The sequence below is a fragment of the Alicyclobacillus acidoterrestris genome (genome assembly GCF_022674245.1).
GTDB classification, from domain to species: Bacteria; Bacillota; Bacilli; order Alicyclobacillales; family Alicyclobacillaceae; genus Alicyclobacillus; species Alicyclobacillus acidoterrestris.
This window is the reverse complement of record NZ_CP080467.1, coordinates 297,520-310,188: the sequence shown is the minus strand read 5'-3', so window position 1 is coordinate 310,188 and position 12,669 is coordinate 297,520. Positions and strand designations below refer to the sequence as shown.

Genomic DNA, 12,669 nt, shown 5'->3' with positions numbered 1-12,669 from the left:
AAACGGCGTCATCGGCACCGATAAAAATTCCGACAATTTTTTCTGTGTACATCCACAAGTCAACAAAGGGGGTAACCATGGTGGAACAATCGCATGATAGGCCTTCGTGGGACGAGTATTTTATGATGATGGCTCGCGATGTGGTGGCCCAGCGGGCCACGTGTAATCGAAGAAAAGTAGGCGCAGTGATGGTGCGCAACAAACGCATCCTCACCACCGGCTATAACGGATCGCCGCCGGGCATGCCCCATTGCACGGAAGTGGGGTGCTGGGAGGTCGACGGCCATTGCATTCGAACCATCCACGCGGAACAAAACGCGATTGCACAAGCGGCCTTACACGGTGTCAGTACAGATGGGGCGACCATTTACATTACGGCGGCCCCCTGTGTGAACTGTGCCAAATTGCTGATTGCCGCGGGCGTCTCACGTGTCGTGTACGCCGACGAATACACCGAATCACTGGGTCAACAAGTGTTAGCCGAAAAGGGCATTTTGTGTGAGCAATACACGGGTCGATAGTCGTTTTGCTGTGGCAAGAAGCGGCAGATGAGGACGAATCAAAGAGAATTTTGACGGATAAAAGGGTTGTTCGCGGGGCACAAACGCCTAATTCTGCGTAAACTAACATCAAACCTAGGCAGGGCGAAACATCGACAACACTGTCAAAGGCGAGGTGAATGGAATGCCGGAGTGGTTACGGAGTCAATTGCGGCGGGCGTTCCAGAATCGCGATAGAAAATCCATCCAGATGCTCAACCAGGCGTTCTTTCGATACCGCAACCGTCAAACCTGATGCCTGTCGTGGACGAGGAGTTGCCTGAGCGCTGCGACGGGTGGCCTTCAGGCAACTCCCTAGTCCCGGTTCGTCCATGGACAACACCCACACCGGAGCCACGCTCCGGTTTTACGTCGCCGCAAGGACGGTCATCAGCACGAAAAGTCCGTACGCAATGAGCAGTGTAACGGCAGATCTCACGCGCCATCTGCGCAAGTTCCAGATGACCGCGAAGACGACCACACAAGTCAATAGGATTAGAAAGCATACGAGCGGCACGAGGTGGGCTGACGGAATAATCGGACGCATGAACGGTCCTCAATGTCGGCTGAGCACGCGACCTCGAAACTTCGTTAAGATGCGCTGCAGCACGTCCTCATCCACTGGGCCAAGCTGCCCTTTGTACATATCTAACGAGATGTGACAGCCGTCTCGGTCATTGATGTCATCAAACCCCATGATGACTTGTTCGCCGTTCTCCAACTGATACTCCAAGTAATACGTTTCTGTTTCTGCCATATTGTTCCCCCCTAAGGTGCGCTTCGCCTGCACCCGCGAACAACCCATTGCCGGTGAACGCAAGAAACCGGGCAGCCAACACTGCCCGGTTCGCATGGTACGAGTATAGCAGAGGTTCAGCCCCTGCGACCACCGCGCCCGCCGCGCTTAGACTCATTGCGACGAAGCGCTGACAACCGCTCCTCACTGTCCTTCAAAAAGCGATTCATCAGTTGATCAAACGATCCGCGGTGTCCACCGCCACCACCACCGCCACCACCACCGCGATTGCCGCCTTGTCCGCGACCACCGCGTCTTTCGTAACCACCTTGGCTGTTGCCGCCATAGGATGGACGACTGGATGATGACGCCCCTGTCGCCGATTCGTTTGCTTGTCGGATAGAGAGTGCAATTTTCCCATCAGCGCCAACGCTGATAACTTTCACTGTCACCTCGTCATCCACATGCAAAAAGTCGTGAACGTCTTTTACGTAGCTGTCTGAAATCTCCGAAATGTGAACGAGACCAGTTGCACCCTCCGGCAAAGTCACGAAAGCGCCAAATCGAGTAATTCCTGTCACTTTGCCTGTTAACTTATTGCCGACCTCAATGGCCATAAAGACGCCGTTCCTCCCTATTCGCGTCGAAACGAATGAAAAAATAATAATTCCTGATGTGCACGAGATGCTGAGCCCCTAGCCGGTGCCAAGCCCCGATTGTTGAGCCGGAGACTGTACTCCGATTGCATCAATTACGTCAATATTAGCCGTGATGACTGCTATTTTGCAAATCAAATGGTACCTGACCCGGCATTGTGAGGCCAAAGTTCTGTGCGGAGTACTTTTCAATATACGCATCGCTGTTCAATTGTTGTTCCTGTTGACGCAAACTTTCGTTCTGTGCCTTGAGTTTGCTCAACTGTGACGCGTATTGCTGATGTTGCGCCTGTAATTTGGCCAATTGAGGGCGCTCTGTATGCAGATAGTGGAATACCGACCAACCACAGATGACAACCAGTGCCAAGTAGCGTAAACGGAACAACGGGTGTCGCGTTCGAGGACGTGCGTTTGAGCTGACGAGTGGCTTTCCGTTTTGGCGATATGCAAGCACGAGCGCAACGCTCCTTGTGGTGATTTACGAAACCGAACCTGGCTTCTTTTTCAGCACATTCGACAGCCAGTCCCAAAACACCTGCTCAAGCGCCTGAAGTTTTTTTCGCCACGCGCGTTCTGGACCGAGAAATCCGCGTACGGGGAAACATACGATGCGCAGTACCAAACGAACGACCGCGGCAACGCCGTCTTCGATGTGACAGCCGAATCGGTACAGTATCTGCAACAAGCGAAACATCACCCGCCAGGTGACCACAATGGGTAACCCGATCAGACGGTATAACAGTCGCGCCACGAACGTCACCAGCGCGCGTGCAAACCGAATAATGGCAAAAGCACTGCCGACGACGACCCGGCGAAACAAAAGTCGATACACCACATAACCTACACCAATCAGCAAAAACGTATACACGCGAAAGGTGCCTTGTATCGTAATGAAGGTGAGATAGTAGACAAAAAACCCGGAAGCCACCCAGAAGAACAAGTCGAGAAGCGGACGAATCCATCGCAACAACTTCGTTGCACCAGTCACCGTAGAATAAAAGTCAAAGGCAGTGCCCATACACCAGCCGCTAATCAGCATCCAAGCGACGTATGAGGCGTTCATCATGGTATTCGTCATCGCAACAACCGCCTCGCAAATCCCTTCCGTTTTGAATCGTCAGCGTACTGCAAGGCGGATATGTTCCCTTCAATGCGGACTAATCCGGACTCCACGTCAAACTGCTTCATGTGCAGCGACTCGCCTTCGATATAGAGATTGCCAAGTGTGGTCACCAGTTCAAAAGCATTCACGTCAAAGCTCGAAACACGTTCCACGCCTGTGATTTCGAGCGCCGTCCGCCCGATTAAACGGACGTGATGTGCGTCTTGTGCGCTCAAACCCAGCACCCCCACGTTGTCCAAGTTGTCCCCCTTAGTCTATGAGCACAAGCCCAAGATAGAACCAGTGAAGTCCAAAACTTGTACAAGGCTTAGGAACGACGAAGGCGGACTGTCCACGCGTGCAAAACGCATCGGACAACCCGCCCTGACGAACGACAACTGGGTTAGTGGCGTCTGAATATGAGATTACGCCTCTTCTTCATCGTCCACGTATTCCTGCTCGACCACCTCGCGGGCCTCAGTAGAAACCACGTGATAGAGTTCAAGCGCTTCATCGCGACGGGGGTGTTCTGCGAGTTTGCGAACCTCCACCGTCACGGTTTTGTTGCCATATCGAATGGCGAGCGTATCACCGACTTGAACATCGGTAGACGCTTTGGCTGTACGGTCGTTGACCGTCACCCGCCCTGCATCACAAATCTGTTTGGCAAGCGTACGGCGTTTGATGAGACGCGAGACTTTTAAAAATTTATCGAGCCGCAATGTTAACGGGTGCTTTCCTTCAGCTTGTTGCCTGGCTTGAAGGCCGGCACCGTGGAAGCTGGAATTTCAATGACCTCGCCCGTTTGCGGGTTACGGCCTGAGCGGGCTGCACGCGCACGCGTCTCAAACGTGCCGAATCCAATCACTTGGACTTTCTCGCCGGCGCCGAGCGCCTCCTCAATAATTTCGAATACACTGTTAACCGCCTGCTCGGCGTCTTTTTTCTTCAGGCCTGTCTTGTCGGCCACTCGATTGATGAGTTCCATCTTATTCACTTGTGGGTTACCCCTTTCATGGGAATGTCGGGAATTTAATTCGTTCTTTCCCCGCTGATTCCTGCTAGTTTTTATCGCGCAGTGCGATTTTCGCGTCGCGCCACAAGTCGTCCAGGCGGTCTGCCGAAAACGCGCTCCAATCTTTTCCTGACGCCCGAACGGATGACTCGACCCAATTGAACCGCTTCACGAACTTGTGCGTCGCGCGCATCAGCAGGGCCTCCGCGTCACGTTTGCAGAACCTGCTTACATTCACACACGCGAATAGCAGATCTCCAAGTTCCTCGTCAACCGCTTCACTGTTCTCGTCGACACGCAGTTCCTCTTGCAGTTCAGTCATTTCCTCATTTATCTTCTCTAATACATCTTTTACTTGCTTCCAGTCGAACCCAACCTTTGCAGCAGCCTTCTGCACATCGGTTGCAACCATTAACGCCGGACCGCTCAGCGACACATTTGCGAGAATTCCCGTCGCGCCTTGGTCGCCTTGTTCCTGCCGTTTGACCTCATCCCACAACTGGTTGGCAACCGTGACGTCTTCTGCTTCCCGCGAACCAAATACGTGAGGGTGCCGACGAATCAACTTTGCGGATAATCTCGCAAACACGTCGCGAATCGTAAACTCTCCAAACTCGCGACCAATTTGCGCGTGTAACAACACCTGTAACAACAAATCACCCAATTCATCCGCCAGTTGCTCCTCATCTTCTTCGTCGATGGCTTGTGCAACCTCGTACGCTTCCTCGATGACGTATTTGCGAAGACTTGCGTGCGTTTGCTCCCTGTCCCACGGACAGCCATTGGGTGCGCGCAGGCGCGCCACGATGTCGACGGCCTCCCACAGATCTCGCAAGCGCTGCGCTTGCGCATCCATCGGTGGAACGTAGACAGTCGTCAGATGATCCACCCAGGAAATCCTGTCCAGCTCATACAGCGGTATCCGCTCGATGCGCTCCTCATCCGTGACACCCGCCGCACGAATCACCGTGATTTCATAGTCATCCGGATAGACCTCCATCAGCGTCAGTTTCACCTCGGCGGCGATGGCTTGCTGATAAACTTGCGCAATCAGTAGGTGCACGGTTGGATTGAGTGCCCTGTCCACGAGCGTCGTCCCATCCAGCAACATCAGGCCATCGATGGGATCAATTTGCAATCTCGCGGCAGCGATGTCGAGAAAGCTTTGCCCAGGCCCGATCTTGACGTCTACCCCAGGCTCTTGCATGTGCAACAAGTTCTGAACACTCTGTTCGGCGACGAGTGGATGCCCTGGCACAGCATAAATAAAGTCTTGGCCCTGTGCCGCTTTCGCGAAGAGTCGCTTCGCCATCTCGAGATAAACCTGTTGAAATTCGTCCACCGTCTCGTACAAGTCGTCAAACGACTCGAAGACGAGTCCCTGTTCCTCCAATTGCGTCACAACCGGATGGATGCGCGTGCGCAGCACCACAGGCAAACCGCTTGTCAACAGTTGGTATGTCCCCATCGGAAGACCACTTAAATCACCAGGGCCCAAGCCCACAACATGGATTACGGCCACATCTTCCACCCTTTCAATGCTTCGCAAAGAACCGCCGGCACACCCGCGCCAGGAACGGTCCGATATGTGGTACAGACATCAGTTCTTCCTCGGAAAGTGACCCACTCACCAAGATAGCAAATATGTAGACGATAACCCCCACGCTGAGAATCAGCATGACTGCGCCGACCGCAGGCAGCCTTCCAAGCGCCTCGCCGCCAAATTTATCCCACTGTCGCGCAAGCGCAAAAACCGCCCCGCTCATCACCGTCGTCGCCAGCATGGGTCGATAAAACCACCGTCCCAAATCCAGCGCACCAAACAGCCGGCGAACCGCGAGGAGGTTGAGAGCCGCCGCGACAAAGTAGCTCAATACGGTCGCAAGCGCGGCGCCAGCAATCCCAAAGCGTGGGACGAAGATAAAGTTTGCCACCAGTTTGACCACACACGAAACCAGCATATACACGATAGGCCGATAAATCCAGCCTGCACCCTGCAGCACAGCCGCGGTCGTCGTTTGCAAACTCGCAAATAGAATGGATAGAGCAAGCACCTGAATTGCGCCGGTGCCCTTCGCGTCGGTAAACAGCGCGACATTCATCGGTTTGGCCACCACCAACAACCCCAACGTGGCTGGCAGCGCGAACAACACCGTCAATCGCAACGCCATATCAACGCGGTTGACGAGCAGGTCGCGGTAGCCTCGCGTGAACGCGTCCGATATTGCGGGCATCACCGCGACACCAATCCCCGCAGCAAGCGTTGTCGGCAGCGTCACGAGCTTAAACGCGCGACCGCTCAGCAGCCCAAATTGCGTGGTGGCCAAATTTTGACCCTCGCCGACGCGCTTGAGCAAGTTGACGACTGTGATGACGTCTACGTTGTGCAAGAGCGGTACGACCAACGCGCCAATGCTAATGGGAAATGCGTAATAGATCAACTTTTTTGTAACCGCACCGCGCTGTATCACCCCGCGCTGTGTATCCACAGGGATTTGCTCATGGCGGCGCCGCCAATAAAAGAAAATGGTCAAACATCCAGCCAGTGCGCCGGTCACCGCGCCAAATGCCGCACCCGCGGCAGACACGCGCTCCGACGCGCCGACGTTCACAAAGTAAATCGACAACCCGATAATGGTGGCTACGCGGACGAACTGCTCCAGCACCTGTGAGAAGGCCGTGGGTTCCATCCATTGATACCCTTGAAAATAGCCACGGACCGCTGAGAGTAAAGGGACAACTAACAACGCAGGGGAAATCGCGCGAATCGCTGTTACACTCTGTGGGTCGCCTGCCAGCACGGCCCACTCCGGCGCAAACAGGTACAAGACGAGGAAAGCGAAGACCCCGCCCAAGGAGAGCAACCAAGCAGATACCCGAAGGACGTGTCTCGCGGCACAGATGTTGTCGTGCGCAAGTTCCTCTGCCACAAGTTTTGAAATTGCGACAGGGAAGCCCGCTGTGGCCACGGCGAGCAATGTGGCATAAATCGGATAAGCCATCTGAAATAGACCCATGCCGTGATCGCCAATGATGTTTTGAAGGACGATAGTGTATACAGAACCGAGGAATTTAGAGAACATCGCGGCGCCAGCCAACAGCATGGCACCACGGACAAAGCTGCGCGACCCATTCAAGATAATCCCCCCTGAAAGCTGCCCTGTCCCATATCTATGGGACAGGCGCCGGAGATAGTCCTGAATAGGCAAAAGGCCTATTGCAGTCACCCTGCAACAGGCCTTGTCCAACTGAAGATGTACACGATGCAAATCCATTAGACCTATTGCTCCGGAACCTATTGTTCCATCTGTCTGGCGAGGAACCCGGCCGCTGTCTCAGCCAACTTCGTCTCCGTGTCACCCATTTTGACGTTGTCTTCACGCGAAATCATGACGACGGCGCCAATCGGGTCGCCTGCAGCGATAATTGGAGCAATGACGCGCGCCGAAAAATGCTCGGTGCGGTCTTTCACCACGGAAAAGTCACCAGGTGTCGTGTTCACGATGGTCTTCCTATCTTCCATCGCCTGTTCGACGTCTTCGCTCACTGGCTTATCCAGGAAATCCTTCTTCGAGGAACCTGCAGCTGCAATGAAGACGTCACGGTCAGCGATGAGTGCGATGTGACCCGTGGAGTCGGCCAACGAATCGGCGTATTCCTTCGCGAAGTCCCCGAGTTCGCCAATCGGGGAGTACTTCTTCAGGATGACTTCTCCGTCGCGATCGACAAAAATCTCCAAGGGATCGCCTTCGCGGATCCGCAGCGTGCGTCGAATTTCCTTCGGAATCACCACGCGACCGAGGTCATCAATTCTCCGTACGATGCCTGTTGCTTTCAAGAAATGATCCCTCACCCTCATGAAGTTTGGTGCAACGGATGTCTGACGTGACTGTATTATGTGACACCAATTTGTCCTCTATGCACCAGTCGTGCAAAGGCATGGGGGGAGAGGGATTACACCATCAAAGTTGCCGACTTGTCACTTGACCTCTGCCACCGTTTCCACGGTGCCCCCGGCTCCGCGCAAGCTCTCTACGTAGTCACCAAGGAAGTCCCGCAGTTTCTTCAACAGCTCCTGGTCAGACATGCCCTTGGTGCGGAATGAGACGAACAAGAGCCCATTTGGGCGGCGCGTCGGCTGTCCCTGATGCTTCATCGTCATCGAGAGCAGCTTGCCATAGTCAATCGGCGTTCCTGTGTCACCAGGGAAGCGTATGGCTGTTTCGGCACCATGCGCCGAAATCTGATCCGCACCAGCTTGGACCGCAAGGCTCTTCAAGCGGGTGACATCCAGCAAATTGCGAACCTCCGCCGGCAAATCGCCAAAGCGATCTTCCAGTTCCTCCTCCAAGTCGTTGGCCTCACTCAGGGTCTGGACGTGTTTAAAGCGTTTGTACATCTGGATCTTTTGCGCCGCATCGCGAATGTAGCTATCTGGCAAATACGCTTCGACGGGCAGATCAATCGTCGGTTCTGGCGCCTGTTTGACCTGTTCCCCACGCAATTCGCGAACGGCCTGCGCCAGCATTTCACTGTACATGTCGAAGCCGACTGAATTAATAAATCCGTGCTGTTCGGCGCCGAGTAAGTTGCCGGCCCCGCGGATGGACAAATCGCGCATGGCGATTTTAAAACCGCTGCCGAGCTCCGTAAACTCCTTGATGGCGGACAGCCGTTTTTCGGCGATTTCGTTGAGCACCTTGTCGCGTTGATACGTGAAGTACGCGTACGCAATGCGATTCGAGCGGCCGACACGCCCACGCAATTGGTACAACTGGGACAACCCAAAGCGGTCCGCGTCATAGACAATCAGCGTATTGACGTTTGAAATATCGAGACCCGTCTCGATGATAGTCGTCGTCACCAGAACGTCCGTCTCACCCTCCAGGAAATCGAGCATCACGCGTTCGAGCTCGTCTTCCGCCATCTGCCCATGCGCCACCGCGATTCGCGCGTCAGGGACCAACCGACCAATGCGCTCGGCCATGCCGTGAATCGACTGCACCTGGTTGTACACGAAGTACACCTGCCCGCCACGGCTCAGTTCGCGTTCCAGCGCTTCGCGGATCAGGCCCTCGTTGTATTCCACCACATAGGTTTGAACCGGGAAGCGGTTCTCTGGCGGCGTCTCAATGACCGACAAATCGCGAACACCCATCATCGACATGTGCAGCGTCCGCGGAATCGGCGTCGCCGTCAGCGTCAGGCAGTCGACGTTCGCGCGCAGCTGCTTGAGGCGCTCTTTGTGGGTCACGCCGAAGCGTTGCTCCTCATCCACAATTAAGAGCCCCAAGTCCTTGAACTGAATCGACTTTTGCAGCAGTCGATGGGTCCCGATGACAATATCGACACTGCCGTCCTTGAGCCCTTTAATGCACGCCTGCGACTCCTTGCGCGTGCGAAAACGACTCAACATGTCGATGGTCACTGGGAATCCAGCGAATCGTTCCTTAAAGGTCTCATAGTGCTGTTGCGCGAGAATCGTAGTCGGGACCAGCACTGCCACCTGTTTGCCGTCCATGACCGCTTTGAACGCGGCGCGCACAGCCACCTCGGTTTTCCCATAGCCGACGTCGCCGCAAAGTAGGCGGTCCATGGGGCGAGATCGCTCCATATCCCGCTTGATATCGGCAATGGCCCGCAGTTGATCCGGCGTCTCCTCATAGGGAAACATGTTCTCGAAGTCGACTTGCCACGGCGTATCGGGCGAAAAGGCGTGACCGGGCGTCGCCTCGCGCGCCGCGTACAATTTGACGAGGTCTTCGGCGATATCCTTGACGGTCTTGCTGACGCGAGACTTGACTTTCTGCCACTCGTTTCCGCCGAGATGATAGAGTTTCGGCTCTTTTTCGCCGGATCCGATGTAGCGCTGAATTTGGTCGATCTGCTCGACGGGCACATACAAGCTGTCGTTGCCGGCGTAACTCAGATACAGGTAATCCTTGTGGCGACCGTCGACCTCCAGGGTCTTGATACCTAAGTACTTGCCAATCCCGTGATTGACATGGACCACGTAGTCGCCCACATTCAACTCTTGATAGCTCTTGATGCGTTCCGCATCCGTCAACTCGACACGGGAGCGCCGATGTTTGCGCTTCGCCGTAAATACCTCGGTCTCGACGACGACGACCAATCGGTGCAGCGGCAGTTCGAAACCACTCGACAAATTCGCGGTCAGAATCTGCGGAGCCGCTGCCTCGGTAAATTCCTCGACGCGCGTGGCGTCGATTCGATAGTCCTCGAGCACGCGTTCCAGATGATCTGCGCGCTCTTTCGTGGCTGCGGCGAACACAATGTGCAGTCCGCTCTTCTGCCAGCGAGCGACCTCTGATTTGAGGACGTTCATCTGCCCATGGAAGTTCTGCATACTCTTCGCCGTGACGTTGAGGACCTGGCTGAAGCGCTGGCCGGACCCTGCCCGGGTAAACGTCGAAAACTGAACTTTCCCACGAGGCACGTCAGCAACTAACGCCTCGTAGTCGATGGGTTCAACCGTCCCGGACAACATGTCACCGCGCATCAACGCATCTGACATCCACTCGGAAAACTCTTTTTCCAGGGACTTCGCCCGCTCGCCGAGCCTCGATGGCTCATCCAGGCAGATGAAATAGTCGCCTGGCATGTAGTCAAACAGCGTGTTTAATTCGTTTCCAAACAGCGCGCTATATCGAGCCAGCCCTGAAAACGCCTGACCGCTCTCCAATTTGCGGATGTCTGCGCCGACCACCGTCTGCAACCGATCACGCACCTCTAAGTCCGTGACCGTGCGCAGGCGCGCCTCTAGGTGCTTTTCCAGTTTACTGGCTGCCAGCTTCGCAGCGGCGGGCGGCACCAGTAAGTCAGAGGCCGGTCCGAACGAAATCTCATCCAATTTTTCCAAGGAGCGTTGAGAGGCCGGATCGAACGTGCGAATGCTGTCCACGTCGGTATCGAACCACTCAATTCGATAAGGGTGCTGCGCAGACATCGGAAAGATGTCCAGTATGCCCCCGCGCAAGCTGAACTGGCCGCGCGTCTCCACGAGCTCTACGCGTTCGTAGCCACTCCTGACGATTCGTTCGATCACGTCGTCCATCACGACTGCGTCGCCGACTTTGAGTTTGAGCGATTGCTGCAAAAACTGCGCTTTCGACGTCAATGGCTGGGCGGCCGCCGGAAGCGTTGTCACGACGATGGTCGGCGTCCCCTTCGTGAGATGCTCCAGGATATCGATTCGCTCCGACACGACGTCTGTAGACGACGCGACCACGTCGACCAGGGCGTTTTCCCGCTCTGGGAATAACAGCACCTGCACATCGGGCAAATATTCTTTTAAATCCTCCCAAATCGTTTGGGCTTGACTGGATGTATGTGTGACGACCAGCATCGATTCATGCGCAAGCTTCTGGTTACGCAACTGATAGAGCGCTGCCATAAACAGTTGTCGACCGGCACCTGTGACGCCAGTGATCAGCGCATCATGCCTATCCGGTCCAATCTGTAGCGCTAAGGCTTGCAACGCTTCATCCGCGGCTGCGAGGTGAACGAGACCCTTCACGATACCCCTCCAATTCTCAGGTGCAAACGCACAAAGGACCTTAGCAAAATAGCCAAGGCCTACACGCACGTTGGTGCATGTTTCGGTACATGTCCCGCTGCTGGATAGTCCCCAAGGCGCGGGTGAGTTGTCCGAACCAGCGCGCACATACGCACTGGTCCGGCGTTTCATCGACACACCACATGACTACTGTATGATGTGACCCTCGACAAGCAACTCTGGATTCATATTCACGGCCTGCTCACAATGCTCGCAGACCGTGTTGATTTTGACAGTGTCACCAGTCGATTCAATGACTTCTCGCTGATGGTCGCGACTGAGGTGATGAAGGGCCAGGTGCTCGACACCCTCTGCATAGGACCAGGCTTTGTGTTCGACCGTTCCAACAGGCTGCTTGCAGTACCGACACACATATTCAAACCGCATAGGTTCCCCACCTCGAATTGTCTTTCTGATTCTAGTATGGGGGTAGAACACGGTCAGCATACCTGAAAGAACGTTTAGAACGAGACTTGGTTAAACTCGTTCATGGCGCGTTCAAAACCATGTTCAATGCTGTACAGCGCCGCCTCAGACGCGGCGTCTGCCGCCTTCTCCACGCGCGCTTTATCCGCTTGAGAGAAGACGCCGAGCACGTGCCCAACCACGTCCGTCCCGGGCGCAGGTCGACCAATGCCGATGCGCATCCTGCAGAATGCTTCCGTGTGCAGATGTGCCACAATCGACTTGATGCCATTGTGGCCGCCAGAACTGCCGCGCATCCGCAGTTTCAACTGACCAGGCGCAAAGTCCATGTCGTCATAAATGACGACAATGTCCGTTTCGGGCTGCAATCGGTAATAATTGGCGACTTCGCTCACGGCTTGGCCGCTCAGGTTCATAAACGTCTGCGGCTTCATCAGCAACACCGTTTCACTGCCGATGCGCGACTCGCCGATGAGCGCTTGGAACTTGGCCTTCGTAACCGCCACAGAGAGCTTGGCCGCCAATCGGTCAATGGCCCAGAAACCGACGTTGTGCCGCGTTTGTTCATATTTCGGGCCGGGATTCCCGAGGCCGACGATGACTTTCACAATCGTGTCCC

At 55.0% G+C, this 12,669-nt stretch carries 16 protein-coding genes; 2 read left to right on the top strand and 14 right to left on the bottom strand.

The features are described from left to right. The first annotated feature begins 80 nt into the window (after positions 1-80). Both K1I37_RS01425 and cmpA read left to right on the top strand, forming a co-directional pair. A complete protein-coding gene (locus K1I37_RS01425; protein ID WP_021294631.1) occupies positions 81-521 on the top strand; it encodes a deoxycytidylate deaminase in 441 nt (146 codons plus the stop codon). 163 nt (positions 522-684) lie between these two features. Further along, a complete protein-coding gene (gene cmpA, locus K1I37_RS01420; protein ID WP_146823505.1) occupies positions 685-795 on the top strand; it encodes a cortex morphogenetic protein CmpA in 111 nt (36 codons plus the stop codon). 111 nt (positions 796-906) lie between these two features. Here the strand turns inward: cmpA and K1I37_RS01415 are convergent, their stop codons facing one another. The 14 genes from K1I37_RS01415 to pth form a co-directional block, all read right to left on the bottom strand. Continuing rightward, the gene (locus tag K1I37_RS01415; RefSeq protein ID WP_021294632.1) at positions 907-1,086 is read right to left on the bottom strand and encodes a hypothetical protein; all 180 of its coding nucleotides are present in this window, start codon (positions 1,084-1,086) and stop codon (positions 907-909) included. Between the two features lie 9 nt (positions 1,087-1,095). After that, complete coding sequence (locus K1I37_RS01410) at positions 1,096-1,296, bottom strand: hypothetical protein (RefSeq protein WP_021294633.1); 201 nt, start codon at positions 1,294-1,296, stop codon at positions 1,096-1,098. Between the two features lie 116 nt (positions 1,297-1,412). After that, the gene (locus K1I37_RS01405) at positions 1,413-1,892 is read right to left on the bottom strand and encodes a S1 domain-containing RNA-binding protein (protein ID WP_021294634.1); all 480 of its coding nucleotides are present in this window, start codon (positions 1,890-1,892) and stop codon (positions 1,413-1,415) included. 145 nt (positions 1,893-2,037) lie between these two features. Continuing rightward, a complete protein-coding gene (locus K1I37_RS01400; RefSeq protein ID WP_021294635.1) occupies positions 2,038-2,385 on the bottom strand; it encodes an FtsB family cell division protein in 348 nt (115 codons plus the stop codon). 24 nt (positions 2,386-2,409) lie between these two features. Further along, positions 2,410-3,009 carry a spore cortex biosynthesis protein YabQ gene (gene yabQ / locus K1I37_RS01395; protein ID WP_021294636.1) on the bottom strand — a complete coding sequence of 200 codons (600 nt, stop codon included), beginning with the start codon at positions 3,007-3,009 and terminating at the stop codon, positions 2,410-2,412. Continuing rightward, positions 3,006-3,284, bottom strand: a complete 279-nt coding sequence (locus K1I37_RS01390) for a YabP/YqfC family sporulation protein (RefSeq protein WP_040440652.1) — start codon at positions 3,282-3,284, stop codon at positions 3,006-3,008. Before K1I37_RS01390 ends, yabQ begins: the two co-directional genes overlap by 4 nt. Positions 3,285-3,458: 174 nt before the next feature. Continuing rightward, complete coding sequence (locus K1I37_RS01385) at positions 3,459-3,755, bottom strand: RNA-binding S4 domain-containing protein (RefSeq protein ID WP_021294638.1); 297 nt, start codon at positions 3,753-3,755, stop codon at positions 3,459-3,461. Between the two features lie 2 nt (positions 3,756-3,757). Then, positions 3,758-4,105, bottom strand: coding sequence for an HU family DNA-binding protein (locus K1I37_RS01380; protein ID WP_161624314.1), 348 nt, complete (start codon positions 4,103-4,105; stop codon positions 3,758-3,760). Further along, complete coding sequence (gene yabN / locus K1I37_RS01375) at positions 4,095-5,570, bottom strand: bifunctional methyltransferase/pyrophosphohydrolase YabN (protein WP_031217607.1); 1,476 nt, start codon at positions 5,568-5,570, stop codon at positions 4,095-4,097. The genes K1I37_RS01380 and yabN overlap by 11 nt, the downstream gene beginning before the upstream one ends. A 13-nt stretch (positions 5,571-5,583) precedes the next feature. Then, complete coding sequence (locus K1I37_RS01370; RefSeq protein ID WP_021294641.1) at positions 5,584-7,185, bottom strand: putative polysaccharide biosynthesis protein; 1,602 nt, start codon at positions 7,183-7,185, stop codon at positions 5,584-5,586. A 158-nt stretch (positions 7,186-7,343) separates the two neighbouring features. After that, positions 7,344-7,886 carry a stage V sporulation protein T gene (spoVT, locus tag K1I37_RS01365; RefSeq protein ID WP_021294642.1) on the bottom strand — a complete coding sequence of 181 codons (543 nt, stop codon included), beginning with the start codon at positions 7,884-7,886 and terminating at the stop codon, positions 7,344-7,346. Positions 7,887-8,027: 141 nt separating this feature from the next. After that, entirely contained in the window at positions 8,028-11,585 is a 3,558-nt protein-coding gene (mfd, locus tag K1I37_RS01360; RefSeq protein WP_021294643.1) for a transcription-repair coupling factor, read from the bottom strand. 186 nt (positions 11,586-11,771) lie between these two features. Then, positions 11,772-12,011, bottom strand: a complete 240-nt coding sequence (locus K1I37_RS01355; protein ID WP_021294644.1) for an anti-sigma-F factor Fin — start codon at positions 12,009-12,011, stop codon at positions 11,772-11,774. Between the two features lie 74 nt (positions 12,012-12,085). Next, positions 12,086-12,658: an aminoacyl-tRNA hydrolase gene (gene pth / locus K1I37_RS01350; protein WP_021294645.1), complete on the bottom strand. Its 573-nt coding sequence runs from the start codon at positions 12,656-12,658 to the stop codon at positions 12,086-12,088. Between the last annotated feature and the right edge of the window lie 11 nt (positions 12,659-12,669).

Coding starts and splice junctions, on each gene's coding strand:
- cmpA (WP_146823505.1), top strand. CDS start 685: ATGCCGGAGTGGTTACGGAGTCAATTGCGGCGGGCGTTCCAGAATCGC.
- K1I37_RS01415 (WP_021294632.1), bottom strand. CDS start 1,086: ATGCGTCCGATTATTCCGTCAGCCCACCTCGTGCCGCTCGTATGCTTT.
- K1I37_RS01410 (WP_021294633.1), bottom strand. CDS start 1,296: ATGGCAGAAACAGAAACGTATTACTTGGAGTATCAGTTGGAGAACGGC.
- K1I37_RS01405 (WP_021294634.1), bottom strand. CDS start 1,892: ATGGCCATTGAGGTCGGCAATAAGTTAACAGGCAAAGTGACAGGAATT.
- yabQ (WP_021294636.1), bottom strand. CDS start 3,009: ATGACGAATACCATGATGAACGCCTCATACGTCGCTTGGATGCTGATT.
- K1I37_RS01355 (WP_021294644.1), bottom strand. CDS start 12,011: ATGCGGTTTGAATATGTGTGTCGGTACTGCAAGCAGCCTGTTGGAACG.